This window comes from Streptomyces sp. NPDC093261, from assembly GCF_044753645.1.
Taxonomy (GTDB): Bacteria; Actinomycetota; Actinomycetes; order Streptomycetales; family Streptomycetaceae; genus Streptomyces.
In genome coordinates this window covers 160,247-176,543 of the sequence record NZ_JBIVNO010000013.1, presented here as the reverse complement: position 1 = coordinate 176,543, position 16,297 = coordinate 160,247, and the positions used below count along the sequence as shown (strand labels likewise).

General features: G+C 72.7%; 8 protein-coding genes. 5 read left to right on the top strand and 3 right to left on the bottom strand.

Annotation, left to right across the window (positions count from 1 at the left end; all coding sequences use genetic code 11):
• Nucleotides 1–32 precede the first annotated feature (32 nt).
• From ACIP94_RS25755 to ACIP94_RS25740, 4 genes are read left to right on the top strand one after another with little or no spacing between them, the layout of a single operon-like run.
• Nucleotides 33–440 (top strand): acyl carrier protein, encoded by a 408-nt coding sequence (locus ACIP94_RS25755; RefSeq protein ID WP_402430123.1) that lies wholly within the window; start codon nucleotides 33–35, stop codon nucleotides 438–440.
• Nucleotides 437–6,895: an SDR family NAD(P)-dependent oxidoreductase gene (locus ACIP94_RS25750; protein ID WP_402430120.1), complete on the top strand. Its 6,459-nt coding sequence runs from the start codon at nucleotides 437–439 to the stop codon at nucleotides 6,893–6,895. Before ACIP94_RS25755 ends, ACIP94_RS25750 begins: the two co-directional genes overlap by 4 nt.
• A 16-nt stretch (nucleotides 6,896–6,911) precedes the next feature.
• Entirely contained in the window at nucleotides 6,912–8,744 is a 1,833-nt protein-coding gene (locus tag ACIP94_RS25745) for a beta-ketoacyl synthase N-terminal-like domain-containing protein (protein WP_402430117.1), read from the top strand.
• Nucleotides 8,745–8,768: 24 nt separating this feature from the next.
• Nucleotides 8,769–10,352 carry a fatty acid--CoA ligase gene (locus ACIP94_RS25740; protein WP_402430114.1) on the top strand — a complete coding sequence of 528 codons (1,584 nt, stop codon included), beginning with the start codon at nucleotides 8,769–8,771 and terminating at the stop codon, nucleotides 10,350–10,352.
• A gap of 91 nt (nucleotides 10,353–10,443) precedes the next feature.
• Here ACIP94_RS25740 and ACIP94_RS25735 read toward each other — a convergent pair whose 3' ends face one another.
• Entirely contained in the window at nucleotides 10,444–13,593 is a 3,150-nt protein-coding gene (locus ACIP94_RS25735; protein ID WP_402430110.1) for an amidohydrolase family protein, read from the bottom strand.
• Between the two features lie 86 nt (nucleotides 13,594–13,679).
• On the opposite strand from ACIP94_RS25735, the gene ACIP94_RS25730 reads away from it, so the two are divergent.
• Nucleotides 13,680–13,832, top strand: a complete 153-nt coding sequence (locus tag ACIP94_RS25730) for a hypothetical protein (RefSeq protein WP_402430107.1) — start codon at nucleotides 13,680–13,682, stop codon at nucleotides 13,830–13,832.
• Nucleotides 13,833–13,907: 75 nt separating this feature from the next.
• Here ACIP94_RS25730 and ACIP94_RS25725 read toward each other — a convergent pair whose 3' ends face one another.
• A complete protein-coding gene (locus tag ACIP94_RS25725; RefSeq protein ID WP_402430104.1) occupies nucleotides 13,908–14,900 on the bottom strand; it encodes a YbhN family protein in 993 nt (330 codons plus the stop codon).
• Between the two features lie 183 nt (nucleotides 14,901–15,083).
• Nucleotides 15,084–16,268 (bottom strand): PP2C family protein-serine/threonine phosphatase, encoded by a 1,185-nt coding sequence (locus ACIP94_RS25720; RefSeq protein ID WP_402430101.1) that lies wholly within the window; start codon nucleotides 16,266–16,268, stop codon nucleotides 15,084–15,086.
• Nucleotides 16,269–16,297 lie beyond the last annotated feature (29 nt).

Sequence of the window (16,297 nt, the reverse complement as noted above, 5' to 3'; positions counted from 1 at the left end):
AATCCCCTTATCCGCTGGCTTCGAGGAGCAGCATGACATCGTCCGCACCATGGCTGCAGGAATTGAGCGAAATCCCGCCGTCCGAGCGCAGGGCGCTGCTCGAGTCGCTCGTCGTGGCGGAGTTCAAGCGTGAACTCATGATGGACGAGGCGGACGTACTGCCCCATGACCAGAGCTATTTCGAGCTCGGTCTGACCTCGCTGGGCGCCACGGACGTCAGGCAGCGCCTGGAAAAGGAAATCGGCCGCCCGCTCGACTCCGCTCATCTCTTCAACCACCCGACGGTGGGGCACCTGGTCGACTTTCTGGTCGCCGAGGTCATCCCCGAGTTCTTCCCCTCGGCCACGGCCGCCGAGCCGGCCCCCCAGGCAGCCGCCGAGCAGGCGGGGCCGTCCACGAAGGACCTGGTCGACGACATGCTCAAGGAGCTGTACCGGTGACCGACACCCGCACTGACACCCTGGTCAAAGAGCTGCTTCTGGAGAAGTACGAGCCCATCGCCGTCGTCGGCATGGGCATCCGTTTCCCGGGCGACAACGAAACCCTCGACCATTTCTCCGAGTTCCTCCGCGACGGGCGCTCGGGGACCGGACCCGTGCCACCCGACCGATGGGATCTTGCAGCCCTCCAGGCCGCTGAGGAATCGGCCGGAAAACGACCTCTCGCGGTCGGTGGGGGATTCGTCTCCGGATTCGACGAATTCGACCCGAAGTTCTTCAATATTTCCCCCAAGGAAGCCGAGTTCATCGATCCGCAGCACCGCTGGGCGCTGGAATCGGCATGGCGTGCGCTGGAGTCCGCGCACATCGACCCCGACACACTGCGCGGTGGCAACGGCGGGGTGTATCTGGGTGTCGGCCAGATGGACTTCGCGATCGAAGTCGAGGCGCTGGACACCGCGGATCTCGACCCGCACGTCGCCGCCGGCACGGCGCACAGCGCCGCGGCCGGACGCCTGTCGTACTTCCTGGGGTGGCGCGGCCCCTGCATGAGCGTCGACACGGCCTGCTCGTCGTCGCTGGTGGCCCTGCACCTGGCGGTGCAGGGGCTGCGCCGCCGCGAGTGCGACATCGCCCTGGCCGGCGGTGTGAACGTCAACCACCATCCGCGCAACCACGTCGTCTACTCGCGCGCCAACATGCTGTCGCCCGACGGCCGGTGCAAGACCTTCGACGACTCGGCCGACGGCTACGCCCGCAGCGAGGGCTCCGGCATGCTCGTCCTCAAGCGCCTGACGGACGCGCGCCGCGACGGTGACACCATCCTGGCGCTGGTACGCGGCTCCGCCGTCCGGCAGGACGGCGAGAGCGGCGGCCTGACCGTCCCGAACGGCACGGCGCAGATCGCGCTGATGAGGGCCGCGCTGGAGAGCGCAGCGCTCGAACCGGGCGACATCCAGTACGTGGAGGCACACGGCACCGGCACCTCCCTCGGCGACCCCATCGAACTGGGCTCCATCAACAGTGTGTTCGCCGGCTCGCGGGAAGGGGGCTCCCCGCTCGTCGTCGGCTCGGTGAAGACGAACATCGGCCACATGGAGGCCGCGGCGGGCGTCGGCGGTGTCGCCAAGGTCGTGTGCCAGTTGCGGGAGGGGGCGATCTACCCGCACATCAACCTGGAGACGCCGTCCCGTCACATCCCCTGGGACCGCTACCGGGTGACCGTGCCGACCGGCACACCGCGCCCCTGGGAGGCGGACGGCCCCCGCCGGGCCCTGGTCAACTCCTTCGGCTTCGCGGGCACGATCGCGTCGGTCGTCCTGGAACAGGCGCCGCCCACGCCCGAGCGACCCACCGCACCGGCCGGCGGCCCCGACGTCTTCACCCTCTCCGCCAAGGACCGCCCCGCGCTGCGGGCGCAGGCCGAGAGCCACCGTGCGTTCCTCGCCGCCCACCCGGACCTCGCGGTCACGGACCTGTGCCACAGCGCCAACGTCGGCCGCACCCACCTCGGCGCCCGGCTCGCGGCCCCGGTCTCCTCCCGCGACGACCTGGACGCGCTGCTCGCCGGCTACCTGGAGCGCGGCGACGAGGAATCCACCGCGGACAGCGGATTCCGGGACGCGCCCGTGGCGTTCCTGTTCACCGGCCAGGGCTCGCAGTACGTCGGCATGGGGCGCGCCCTGTACGACCGCTACCCGGTCTTCCGCCGCCACCTCGACGAGTGCGACCGCCTCTTCGCCGACCGGCTCGGCCGCTCGGTCAAGGAGATCATGTTCGGTCAGGCGCCGGACAGCGCGGAGACGATCGACCAGACCCTCTACACCCAGCCCGCGCTGTTCAGCCTGGAGTACGCGACCGCCAGGCTGTGGATGTCCTGGGGCGTGCGGCCCTCGGTGCTCCTCGGCCACAGCGTCGGCGAGATCACCGCGGCCGCGCTCGCGGGCCTGTTCACGCTTCAGGACGCGGTCCGGCTGGTCGCCGCACGCGCCCGGCTGATGCAGTCCGTCCGGGCCCCCGGCGGCATGACCGCCGTGCTCGCCGCGGCGGAGGAGGTGGCGCCCCTGCTGGAGGACTACGCCGACGTCAGCTTCGGAGCGGTCAACTCCCCGCGGCAGTGCGTCGTCTCCGGCGGCAGGGACTCCCTCGCCGAGATCACCGAGAGGCTGGCGGAGCGGGGCGTGCGCACCAAGGCCCTGCCGGTCTCGCACGCCTTCCACTCCCCGCTCATGGGCGAGGTCTTCGACGCCTTCCGGGAGGCGATCGCCGACATCGCCTTCCACGAGCCGCGGCTGAGCTTCGTCTCCAACCTCACGGGCCAGGTCGCCACCCTCGACGAGGCCGGCACCCCGGACTACTGGGTACGGCACATCGCCGAACCCGTCGACTTCGCCGCCGGAATGGCCTGCGTACAGGCCCGCGGGCGGCACGTCTTCATCGAGGTCGGGCCCTCCGCCGCACTCACCGGCATGGGCCGGCAGACCGGCGACCCGTCCGCGCACCTCTGGCTGACCAGCACCGCCCGCTCCGACACCGACACGGGCGCGATCCGCACCGCCCTCGCCCGGGCCTACCAGGCGGGGCTGGACATCTCCTGGACCGGCTACCACCAGGAGCGCCGCGGCCGCCTCGTACCGCTGCCGGGCTATGTGTTCGCCAAGAAGCGCTACCGTCTGCCCGGAGCACGCCCCCGTGCGGCCCTGACCGCCCCGGGCACGGGCCCCGTGCACCACCCGCTGCTGGGCCGGGAGGTGTCCACCCCCGCCCAGCGCATGGCCGGCGAGCGCGAGTTCGTCACGCACCTGGACCCGGGCGCCCCGGCCTATCTGGCCGACCACATCGTCATGGACCAGGTCGTCTTCCCGGGCGCGGGCTATGTCGAGATCGTCCTCGCCCTGCAGGACGCGGTCCACGGCGAGACCGCCCGGCCCGTACGGGACGTACGCATTCTCGAGCCGCTGTTCCTCAAGCAGGACGAGCCGGTCGAGGTCCGCACCCGGCTGCGCCCCGAGCCCGGCCGGGACCCCGCCGACGGCCCGGCCGCGGTCGAGATCGTCAGCCGCGTCGACGGCCGGGACGGTGTCATCGAACGCGTCCACGCCACCGCGATCCTGGCCCCCGTACCCGACGGCCGGCCCGGCACCGCGCCGGACGCCGTGATCCAGCGGCTGCGCGCCGCGGCGGAGCAGCCCGGCACCCGCCAGGTACGGCACGAGGGCGAGGACCTGTACGAGCGCTACGCGGACCTGGGCCTGCCCTACGGGCCCGAGTTCCGGCGCGTCCTCGGGGTCGACCGCTACCCGGACGGCTTCGCGGTCGGCGAGCTGCGCGGCCTGGACACCCCGTCCCCCGAGCAGCTGCGGGCCTCGCTGCTGGACTGCGCGATGCAGACCCTCGGCGCGGCCGTGGACCTCGACGGCACCTATCTGCCCGTCGGCTTCGACCGCGTCGAACTCCTCAAGCGGCCCAAGGCCGACCTGCGCATCCTCATCCAGGTGACACCGGACCGGACGGCGGGCGAACTCACCGCCGACATCGCGGCCCTGGAGGGCGGCCGCCCGGTCTTCGCCGTGGAGGGGGTGCGACTGAAGCGGGTCGCCGGCGCGCCCGCCGACCCCGTCGAGCGGATGCTCCTGCGGCCCCGCTGGCTCAAGCGCTCGCTGCCCCCGGCCGCCGATGCCGCGCCGGGCCGCGAGGTCCTGGCCGTCCACCACGACCGGGCCGCGCTCTCGGCGGTGACGGAGCGGCTGGCGGAGGCGGGCGTGACCCTGCTGCACGCCCCGGACGCGGCCACCGCGGTCCGGATGCTCGACCAGCACCCCGCGGTCACCGACCTGTGCTGGTTCTGGACCCCTGAGCCCGGTGCCGGCGGCGAGCAACGGCTGCGTGCCGAGACCGAGCACAACTACCGCGACCTGCTCACCCTGACCGACGCCGCCGAACGTCTCGGCGCCGGCCGTGACCTGCGCGTGACGCTCGTGACCGAGGGGGCGCAGTGGCTGCCGGGCGACCGCACCGGCTCCCCGGAGTCGGACATCCTGGCCGCCGCGTCGCTGTGGGGCTTCGGGGCGGTACTCCTCAACGAGTACCCGGCGCTGCGCACCACCCTGCTCGACCTCTCCGGCCCGGACCCGCAGTCGCTGGTCGACGAACTGCTGGCCGGCGACGGCGTCGGCGGCGACTTCCAGATCGCGTACCGGGGCGGCATCCGCCACGTCAAGCGCCTGCTGCCCGCGGCCGCCGCGGCGGACGCGGACGGCAACTTCGAGCTGTCCGTCACCGAGTACGGGCAGTTCTCCGCGGTCCGTCCGGTGCCGGTCGAGGACCGGGAGCCGGCCGGCGACGAGGTCACCGTCCAGGTCCACGCCGCGGGCCTGAACTTCAAGGACGTCCTCAACGCCCTCGGGATGCTGCGCCAGTACGCCCTCGACAACGGACTGCCGCACGAGCCGCTGCCCCTCGGCTTCGAGGCCGCCGGCACGGTCGTCGCGGCAGGGCCCGACGCGGAGTTCCGGCCCGGCGACGAGGTCGTGATCAGCCGGATCGGCTGTATGCGGCGCCGGGTCACGGTGCCGTCCACCGTCGTGGTGCGCAAGCCCGCGAGCCTCACCTTCACCGAGGCGGCCGGGCTGCCCGCCGCGTACGTCACCGCGTACCACGCCCTGCACCACCTGGCGAAGATCAAGGCCGGGGACCGGGTGCTGATCCACGCCGCCGCGGGCGGTGTCGGACAGGCGGCCGTACAGCTCGCACGGCTCGCGGGCGCGGAGGTGTACGCCACCGCGAGCCCCCGCAAGTGGCCGCTGCTGCGCTCCCAGGGCGTGCGCCACATCATGAACTCGCGCACCCTCGACTTCGCCGACGAGATACTCGAGGCCACCGGCGGCGAGGGCGTCGACATCGTCCTCAACAGCCTCAACAAGGACTACATCCCGGCCGGTCTGCGCACTCTCGCGCACGGCGGCAGGTTCGTCGAACTCGGCAAGATCGGAATCTGGTCCGCCGCGGAGATGCGCGCCGAACGGCCCGACGTCGACTACCACAACTTCGATCTCAGCGAGCTGCCGCCGCAGGAACTCGACCTGCTGAACAAGGACATCCTGGGCACGGTGGCCGACCACGTCGAGGCCGGCCGGCTCGGCGCGCTGCCGACGGTCGGGTACGCGCTCGACGAGGTCGAAGAGGCGTTCGGGGTGCTCAGCCGGGGCGCCAACCTCGGCAAGGTCGTCATCGCCTTCCGCGACGAGCACGAGCGGCAGACCGAGCCGGCCCGCATCAGCGACGGGGAGACCTACCTGATCACCGGCGGTCTCGGCGCGCTCGGCCTCGCCACCGCCCGCAAGCTGGTGCAGCAGGGTGCCCGCCGGCTGGCGCTCGTCAGCCGCAGGCAGCTGACCGCGCTGGAACTGGCCGACTTCTCCGCCGAACTCGGCGACGGCGTCGAGGTCAGCGTCCACCGGGGCGACATCGCCGACTCCGCCGACGTCGAGCGGATCATCGGCGCGCTCACCGACGGGCCCGCCCCGCTCGGCGGCGTCGTGCACGCCGCGGGCGTCCTCGCCGACGCACCGCTGGCGGGCCAGACCTGGGACAGCATGGAGACCGTCCTGCGGGCCAAGGTGTACGGGACATGGCTGCTGCACCGGGCGGTCGCGTCCGTGCCCTCGGTGCGCTTCTTCGTCGGCTACTCCTCGATCGCCTCGGTCCTCGGCGCGGCCGGGCAGGCCAACTACGCGGCGGGCAACGCCTACCTGGACGTCCTCATGCAGTGGCGGTCCGCCGCCGGACTACCGGGCCTGAGTGTCAACTGGGGTCCCTGGGCGCAGATCGGCATGGCCGCCTCGCTCACCGCCCAGCAGATCAAGGGCATCGAGGAGCGGGGACTGAAGTTCGTGAAGCCCGGCACCGCGCTGCGCGCCCTGTTCACGGCGCTCGACCGCCCGCACGCCCAGACGGTCGTCGGCACGTTCGACTGGGACGCGTACAGCGCCGCCCAGCCGTTCACCAACGCGCTGTTCAAGGACCTGCTGTCGGGCGACAGGGGGAGGACGCGCGCGCCCGAGGTCGACCTGGACACCGTACTGTCCCGGCCGAAGCCGGAGCGCGAGGCCGCGCTGCGGGAGCTGCTGCGCGCCAAGGTCGCGGAGGTGCTGCGGTACGAAAGCGCGGAGGACGTCGATCCCGACACCCCGTTCGTGAGCCTCGGCCTGGACTCCCTCGCCTCGGTCGAGTTGAAGAACGCTCTGGAGGCGGTGTTCCGCATCCCGCTGCCCGCCTCCACGCTCTTCGACCACCCGGCCGTACGTCCCCTGGCCGCCTTCGTCGACGGCCGGCTCGTTCCGGACGCGCCGGAGCCGGCGGACGAGCAGGCGCCGAGCGGACCCGGCGACGTACGGGATCTGACCGAGGCCGAGGCGGACGAGGAACTGGCCGCGCTGCGCGAGAGCATGCTGTAGGGCGGTGCTGGGTAACGTGACGAGCTACATCGACTATCTGGAATCGCTGTCCAGGAAGCAGCTCATGGTGATGCTGGCCCGGCAGCACCAGGAGCAGACCCAGGGGATCGCGGTCGTCGGCATGGGCTGCCGGCTCCCCGGCGGCATCGACGAGCCCCGGTCCCTGTGGACCGCCCTGCGCGAGGGGCACGTCCTGGCGACCGAGTCCGCCGGTGTGCCGAGCGACAGTCTCGGCCGCCCGCGCTGGAACCTCGACGCGCCCGACCTGGTGCCGCTGGCCGACCGGCTGCGCCAGGGCGCGTACCTGCGCGACGTGGACCTGTTCGACGCCGCCTACTTCGGCATCCCCGAGCAGGAGGCGCTGCACATGGACCCGCAGCAGCGGCTGCTGCTGGAGGTCACCGTGCAGGCCCTCGCGGACGCGGGCGTCACCCGGGAGCGGCTGCGCCGCTCGCGCGTCGGCGTCTTCGCCGGCGCCGGGCCGGTGGAGTACCCGCACGCCTGGCTGCGCGGCGGGCTTCCGGACGGCGCGCTGTCCCCGCACATGAGCACCGGCAGTTCCCCGAGCGCCTTCTCCGGACGGATCGCCCTGGCGCTGGGGGTGGCCGGGCCGGCGATCAGCGTCGACACGGCCTCCTCGTCGATGCTCACCGCCGTGCACCTGGCCACGCAGGCCCTGCGGCGGCGGGAGTGCGACATCGCGCTGGTGGGCACCGCCAACCTGCTGCTGTCGCCGTTCAGCACGGGCATCCTCGACCGCGCCGGGATGCTGTCCCCCAGCGGCCGCAGCCGGCCCTTCACCCGCCGAGCCGACGGGCATGTGCGCGGCGAGGGATGCGGCGTCGTCGTCCTCGAGCGGTACGCGGACGCCGTCACCGCGGGCCGCCCGGCGTACGCGCTGGTGCGGGGCAGCGCGGTGCACGCGCAGGGCGACCGGCCGAGCATGTCCGTCGCCTCGGCCCGCGGGCAGAAGGCGGTGATCGAACGAGCGCTGCGTGACGCCGGGGTGTCACCCGCCGACGTGCAGTACGTCGAGGCCCAGGCGAACGGCTCCCGCCTCGGCGGTCAGATCGAGGCCGAGTCGATCGCCGAGGCCTACGAGCGGCTCTCCCCGGACGCGCCGCCGCTGTACATCGGGTCGGTCAAGGCGAACATCGGATATCTCGAGACCGCCTCCGGCGGCCCCGGGCTGATGAAGACCGCGCTCGCGCTCGACCACGCCGAACTGCCGCCGCAGCCCGGCGAGGACGACCTCGACCCGGACGTCCCCTGGCAGCGCACCGCGCTGAGGCTCGCCGCCAAACCCCTGCCCTGGCCGGCGGGGGACGTGCGGCGCGCCGGGGTGAGCGGCTTCGGCTTCTGCGGGACCAACGCGCACGTCGTCCTGGAGAGCGCCCCCGAGCGCACCACCGGGGAGCCGGCGCTCCCCGGGCCGTGGCTGCTGCTGCTGTCCGGGCACAACGAACCGGCCCTCGCCGGCACGGCCCGGCGGCTGCACCACCGGCTGCGCGAGAGCACCGACTGGAGTCCGGCCGCGGTGTGCCGCACCCTCGCCGAGGCACGGGACCATCTGGCGGTCCGCTACGCGGCGGTGGTGCACGACCGGGCCGGCCTGCTGCGGGAGCTGGCCGTGGTGGCGGAGGGGGCCCGCGCCGCCGCCCCGCCGCCCCCGGACGGATCGGAGCGCACCCTCCTGCTGGCCCGGCTCGCGCGGCGCCACATTGCCGGAGAGCCGCCCGACCTTCCGGCGCTGTGGCCCGAGGACGGCCCGCGGCCCCCGCTGCTGAGGCTGCCCGGCCCCGCGCTGACCGGCCGGCGCTTCTGGCCCGACCACCACGACTGGACCTGACCGTCGAGAAAGGGGACTGCCCGTATGACTGCCCGTACGCACTATCCGAATCTGCGGACCGCCGTGGACACCGTGGCGTTCCACGCGGCGCGGCAGCCGCAGCAGGTGGCCCTGGTGTGCGAGGGCCGGGATGTCACCTACGAGCGGCTGCACCGCGACAGCAACCGCTCGGCCCGCGCCCTCGCCGCCGCCGGGATCGGCCGCGGCTCGCGCGTCGCCTACCTCGGCAAGGAGTCGGAGCGCTACTACGAGATCTTCTTCGCCTGCGCCAAGACCGGCGCCGTCCTCGTTCCGATCAACTGGCGCCTCACCCCGGGCGAGGTCGACCACATCCTGGGCGACTCCCAGGCGGAACTGGTCTTCGTGGAGCGCGAGTACGCCGACATGGCCGAGCGGTCCCGTGCGCGGCTGCCGTCCGGGCCCGTGGTCGTAGCCCTGGACGGATGCCAGGACAGCGGCCTCGGATTCCAGGAGTGGCGGGCGGCGTACCCGGAGGACGATCTCACGGTCGAGGCAACCCCGGACGACCCGGTGGTCCAGCTCTACACCAGCGGTACGACGGGTCTGCCGAAGGGGGTCGTCCTCGCCCATCGCAGCTTCTTCGCCATCCGCGACCTGCTGGCCGAGCACGGCCTCGACTGGATCGACTGGCACCCGGGGGACGTGAGCCTCATCAGCATCCCCGGCTTCCATGTCGCCGGTATCTGGTGGGCCATGCAGGCCTTCAACGCCGGCGTGAAGAGCGTGGCCATGCGGATGTTCACGGCCCACGACGCGGTACGGCTGATCCGCGAGCTGGGCGTCACCACGACCCTCGCGGTACCCGCGATGCTCCAGATGATGCTGGCCGAACCGGGCGTCGGCCCCGAGGACTTCGACTCCCTGCGCAAGGTCACCTACGGCGGCTCCCCGATCTCCGAGTCGCTGCTGCTGCGGTGCATCGAGACCCTGCGCTGCGATCTGGCGCAGCTGTACGGGCTCACCGAGAGCGGCAACACCGCCTTGTGCCTGCCGCCTGCCGACCATGTGCCCGGCAGCCCCCGTCTGCGTGCGGCCGGCCGGCCCTATCCCGGCATCGAGGTCGCGGTGACCGGCGACGACGGCACCGTGCTGGCGGCGGGCGAGGTCGGGGAGATCCGGCTGCGCACGCCCGCGGTGATGCTGGAGTACTGGGGCCTGAAGGAGGCGACCGACGAGACCCTCGTCGACGGCTGGCTGCGCACCGGCGACGCCGGCTACCTCGACGAGGACGGCTACGTCTACGTCCACGACCGCATCAAGGACACCATCATCGTGGCCGGCGAGAACGTCTACCCGGCCGAGGTGGAGAACGCCCTGTGCGCCCATCCTTCGGTGGCCGAGGCAGCGGTGATCGGCGTACCGGACGAACGCTGGGGTGAGGCCGTGCGCGCCTTCGTCGTCCTGCGTCCCGGGACGACGGTGAAACCGCGGGAACTGAAGCTCTTCCTCCAGGATCGCATCGCGGATTTCAAGTCCCCGAGCGGATACGAATTCATCGATCGCGTCCCCCGGAATCCCAGCGGAAAAATCCTCCGACGCGAACTGCGCCGGGGTTTCTGGGAGGGCCGGGAGCGTCAGGTCAACTGATTCTACGTGGCAAGGGAATTCCGAGTGCTCTTCATGCGTCCGGGCGGGACTGAACCCCGCCCGGACGCTTTGTGACTCGCAGGTTCACTCCCTACCGGCAGCACCCCTGGTGCCGCCACTCGGCCTCGTGCCAGTAGTGGTGGGCGTCATGGCGTGCGGAGGGTGCCGCGGCCCGTACCCGGTGGGGGTGCGCGGTGCGCTCCGTGGCCGCCGCGGGACGGCGGAACGGTTCCAGCAGCTCCGGTACGGTGTGCGTCCTGCCCCCGACCATCACCTGGCGTACGGCCGCGGCGGCCGCGATGTCACGCAGCGGATCGCCCGCCACGCACACCAGATCGGCGAGGAATCCGGGGGCGACGGCGCCCAGCCGGTCGCCGAGGCCCAGACAGCGGGCGGCGTTCCCGGTCGCGGTGGTGAGCGCCTCCCAGGGCGCGAACCCGTACTTGACCAGGGCCCGGAGGTTCTGGTGGATGCTGATGCCGATGTCGTCCAGCGCCGCGTCCGTGCCCGCCACGACCAGCCCGCCGGCCCGGTGCACCCGCAGCAGCATGTCGCAGTCGCCCACCGTCCAGGCGTGGTTGAGCTCGGCATCCGGGCCCGACTCGGCGGTGTCCGCCTTCTGCCGCAGCCGCGCGTACTCCCAGTCCGGGAACAGCACCCGGGTGCGTTCGTCCTCGACCAACGACCGGTCGTCGGCCAGCAGTTCCGTTGCGAACAGCGTGGTGGTGGAGATCCACATACCGCTCGTGGCGAGCAGGTCCACGGAGTCCTGGAAGGTCCGCCCGGCGGCGAAGCTCAACGTGCGCGAGTAGCCGAGCCGGTTCCCGCCGCCGGTGTGCTCCATCCCGTCGAGGCCCGTGCGGGCCGCCGGGTAGAGGTAGTGGGAGGTGACCGGCACACCGGCCGCGTGGCCGCGCCTGACCACCTCGCGTTCGAGGCCGAGCGGTAATCTGATGTACGACTTCAGCAGGTCGTAGCGGAGCGCGAAGGCCCGCTCCAGGTCGCGGTCGAGCTGGGCGCGCGAGAAGACCGGACGCATCACACGGTGCCGCCCGCGGGTGCCCTCGAACCCCTCTCCGGAGCCGAAGTACCGCGGCCCCACGCGGGTGCCCGCCGCCAGCGCCTCCCGGTTCTCCACCATCTGGTACGCGGGATCACCCGGGGTCCGGCTGGTGGTCACGCCGTACGCCAGCCAGGCCCGCCCCTGCCGGTCACCCCACTGGGGGCCGTGCCAGTGCCAGTGGTTGTGGGTGTCGATCAGTCCGGGCAGGACCGTCAGCCCGGACGCGTCGACGACCCGGTCGCCGTGCACGGAGCCACGTCTCGCCACCTCGGTGATCCACCCGTCGTCGACGACGACGTCCATGTCGTGGCGCAGCTCGCCGCGGGTGCCGTCCCACAGCGCCCCGGCCCGTACGACGGTCCGTCCGGCGGGTGCGGGGCGGCGGGTCCAGGTCAGCCGCGTGGGCACGGTGCGCGCGCCGGAGCCGTCGAGCCCCACGGTGCGCAGACGCCCGTTGGACAGGTAGAGCAGGGTGGTGCCGCGGGCGTCGACCGACAGTGAGTCGGTGGTCTCGTTGGTCAGTTGCTCCGGCTCGCCCGAGATCCGCCCGTCGGTGTCCACCGGCACCCGCCAGGCGAGGCTCTCCATGCCCACGATCAGATGCCGGCCGTCCGGCGTCCACAACGGGCCGTCACCGCTGCGGGTGGACAGCGAACGGTCCGGCGCGACGGCCTGGTAGCGCACCTCGTGAGTACCCAGGTCGACGGTGAGGATCTGGTTGTGTCCGTTGCTGTCGCGCCGGGAGTACGGCGCGACCGCGGCCAGGGCGATCAGCCTGCCGTCCGGCGACCAGGCCGGGGGACCGGGCTGGTAGAGCTCCTCGACCACCTTGGTGACCGAGCCGTCGGCGATGGTCAGCACCCAGGTGGCTCCGCCCTCGTCCTGGTAGGCGATGCGGGTCCCGTCGGGCGACCAGCGCGGCGAGAGCTGAGCGTTCGGCAGGTCGGTGAGCCGCTCGCGGGTACCGGTGGCGAGGTCGTGGCGCCAGAGGTTCGCGGTGCCGGCGCGGTCGCTCGCGTAGACCAGGGAACGGCCGTCGGGCGACCAGTGGGGGGAGGCGTTCCAGTAGCCGTCGCTCACGATACGGCGCGGGCGCTCGCCGTCGCGCAGCACCCACAGCGCGTTGAGCGCGCGGAAGGCGATGGCGCGTCCGTCGGGCGACAGCGCCGGGTCGGCGATGCCGAGGACGTCCTGCGGCCCCTCGGAGGCGATGTCCGGGCTGCGGCGCGGGTACGGGGCCGGCCGCGCGAGGCTCACCCCGGCGCTGAACGGGATGTCCGTCCTCGCTCCGTCCAGCGTGCGGCGGCGGATGCGGCCGCCGGCGGTGTACAGAAGCTCGTCGGCGCTGAGCCAGCAGGGCGCCAGCGGGAACACGTCCTCCCCGTCGGTCAACGCCTTGTCGTCCAGCATGAGTTCGGCGCGGGGGCCGGTCACCCGCACATGGGCCAGGCGGTGGCCGTCGGGGCTGAACGACGGTGCGTAAAGGACCGCGTCCGCGGCCCCGGTCAGCAGGGTCTCGACCACGCCCGAGCGGACGTCGACGGCCTCGATCGCCTGGCCGTCGGCGACGTACGCGACGCGGAGTCCGTCGGGTGACCAGGTGGGCATGGCGACATCGCGGTCGCCCTGCGTCAGCGGGCGGGTCTCGCCGGTCCCGGTGTCCAGCACCCAGATGCGCCCGGCGTTGCCGCGGTCGGAGGCGAACGCCACCAGCCGCCCGTCCGGTGAGAACTTCGGCTCCTGGTCGTACCCCGCCCCGTCGGTGAGCCGTCGCAGCCCCGCGCCGTCGGCGCCGATCCGCCACAGGTCGTACGCCCCCTCGCGGAACGACTGGAACACCAGGCTCCGACCGTCCGGCGCCCAGTGCGGCTGTGTGGCGTCCTGCGCGTCCTCGGTGAGCCGGCGCGCCGTGCCGCCGGTCACGGGGAGCAGCCAGATCGCGTTGAGCGCGTCGAGGGCGAGGGTGCGGCCGTCGGGGGAGAGGGAGACGGCGAGATTGGCGCTTTCGCGGGCGATGACATCCGGGGCGGTCGCGCCGAGAGCGAGATCCGCGTTTCCGGCGACCGGCATCAGAACCCCGAGTCCCGCGGCACTTCCGCTGCGCAGCAGCGCGCGCCGTGAAATCCGTCCGGTCGTCTCCTTGCCCCGGTAATTCGGCTGGGAGCTGTTCGATGTCAAGGATTTCCCCCTGTCATGATTCGGCTCCGGAACTCTATCCTCTGAAGCCTCCAGCCAAGGGGCAATTCGCGGACACGGGAAGGGAGTTGGGGCCCCGGTACTCCGGGGAGGACTTCACCATTCCGCCGGGCGGCGCCGCGTTGTGGCTCGGCAGCAGCGGTACGGCACCGAAGGCCGCCGACGGCCACGACCCGCGAAACCGGCCCGCCTTCTTCCAGCGCATCAAGGTGACAGGGTAGCGACCGCGGCGGCGGTGAGGGCCGCGGTCGCGTCTCGCCGTACCAAGGGCATCTCGCGCCGCCGTTCCGGCGTGCTCACAGCACCTTGCGGTGGACCAGGGCCGTGAGCACGAGCATGCCGGGCAGGAGAGGGAGCCAGACCGTCAGCACGCGGAAGCCGATGGCGGTGGCCGTGGCCGCGTCCATCGGCGCGCCGTAGCCGACCAGGGCGAACACCAGCGCCGCGTCCACGGGACCGATCCCGCCGGGGGCGGGCACGGCCCCGGCTGCCGTGCTCGCGGCGAGGAACGCGAACACCACCTGGGCCCAGGACAGTTGGAGACCGAGCGCGGACCCGACCGAGGCGATCACGCCCGCCTGGAGCACCGGGCCGGCCGCCGACCCGCCCCACAGGGCGAGCACACGGCTGGGCCGGGTGTGCAGAATCCGAGCGTCGGTCAAGGCGGTGCGGACGAAACCGAGCACCGGGTGCCGTAGCGGACGTACCACCGCCAGAAGCACGCAGATCGCGGCGGCACCCATGCCCACAGCCCCGGCCCCCACAATCAACGTCCTTCGGCCCGGGACGAGGTGACCGAGCCTCAGCACGCCCGGGAAGAACGCCGGGAAGGCAAGGAGCACCACGGTCTTCGCGATCGGCTTGGCCAGCGAGAACAGGGCGAGCGAGGCGGTGGCCCGTGCGAGGGGGATGCCGTGGCCCTGGAGAAAGCGCAGAGTGACGGCATGGGCGCCGATGCTCGCCGGGAGTACGTGGTTCGCGGCGCCGGCGGCGAACTGCGAGGCCAGCAGCGGTCCCGCCGGAAGCCTCTCCGGCAGGGCGCCCTGGCGGACCCAGGCGGCGTTCACCCAGCCCAGGCAGGTGAAGAAGAGCGCGGCCGGCAGCCATCGGGGGTCGGCGGAGGCCAGCCGGGCGGTGCCGTCGCGCACGGCATCCCAGTCGGCCGCCGCCCATACTCCCAGCAGCAGGAGCGGGAGCAGGCTCAGTACCCGGCGGGCCAGGCGTGCGGCGGAGGGGGAACGCACGAGGGCGGCCGGCGCCCGGAGATCGGCGGGCGGGAGCAGGGACATGGCGCACGTCGTCCTTCCGCGTCACATCCGCCTGGCACACGGCGGACGGACAGGGGGCGAGGCAGGGGACGGCGGAAACCTTCCCGCTCGGTGTGACGGCACGGTGTCCGGCAGCCGAAGGGACCGCACACCGATCGCGGCCGCTGGGCGCCGGGCGCGTGGGGCGGGCGCGGGGCGGGAGGCCTACAGGGACCGATGGACGACGGCAGGGCGGCGGGCGGGCCGGCCGGCCTTGTCCCCCCGCTGCGCGGGTTCCCCGGTGACGGGCTCACGGCGCACCACGACCGCGGCGGCGTCGTCGGCGAAGGTTCCTTCGCAGAACGCGACGAGGTCGTCGCGGAGACGGTCGATCAGCCCCTCGGGGGTCTCCGTGTCCGGCCAGGCCGCGAGTCGCTCGGCGAGGGGATAGAAGCAGCCCGCCCGGTCGCGCGCCTCGGTGACACCGTCGGTGTAGAGCACCAGCGTGTCGCCGGGTTCGAAGGCGAAGGTGTCCACGCCTCCCTCCGGGGCCTGGGGCAGACCCATGCCGAGGGGAGTCGTGTACTGCCGGGGTGCCAGCACGATGACACGCGCGTCGTGCAGCCGGATCGGCGGCGGGTGTCCGCAGTTCAGGACATGGAGTACGGGCGCGTCGTCCGGGATGTCGACCAGGACGGCCGTGATGAAGGACTCCTCCGTGTCGGAGCAGTCCTTGCCCGGCTCGCATCGGCTCCAGATCACGATGGCGTCCAGCTCCCTGCTCAGCGAGCGGAGCGTCGGCTCGCGGTGGGCCGCGCTGCGGAACGCGCCCAGCACGAGGGATGCCTCCTCGATGGCGGGCAACCCCTTGCCGCGGACGTCTCCGAGGAGCAGACGGGTCCCGGTCGCGGTGCGCACGGCCGCGTACAGGTCGCCGCCGATGCGGGCCTGGTCCGTGGCGGCCCGGTAGGCACTGGCGATGCGCAGCGAGCCCATCCGGTCGGGCAGGGGGTGCAGGACGACCTGCTGTGCGGCCTCGGCCACCGACCGCACCTGTCTCAGCTCCGCGGTGTGCCGCTCCCGCAGGCGGCAGAACACCACGGTGAAGGCGCAGATCACGATGAGCGCGAGGAGCTGGCTCTCGTGGTTGGAGGTGAAGATGCTGGTGCGGATCACGGAGATCGCCACCAGCGCCGCCACGGCGAGGGCCCCGATCAGGGCCGTGAGCCGGGAGCCGCCGAAGGAGGCGGTGAGCGCCGGAGCGACCACGAGCAGCGGGCCGAGGTGGATGCTCTGGGGCGCAAGGATGTCGGCGAGCGTGATCGCCAGGATGAGCACGACCGGGACGGCTACGAGTCCCCGGTTCGGCTGGGACGACCAACCGACACCTCCGCGGGGCTGGAGGCGCATATCTCCTGCATACACCCGGGTTGCGGCCC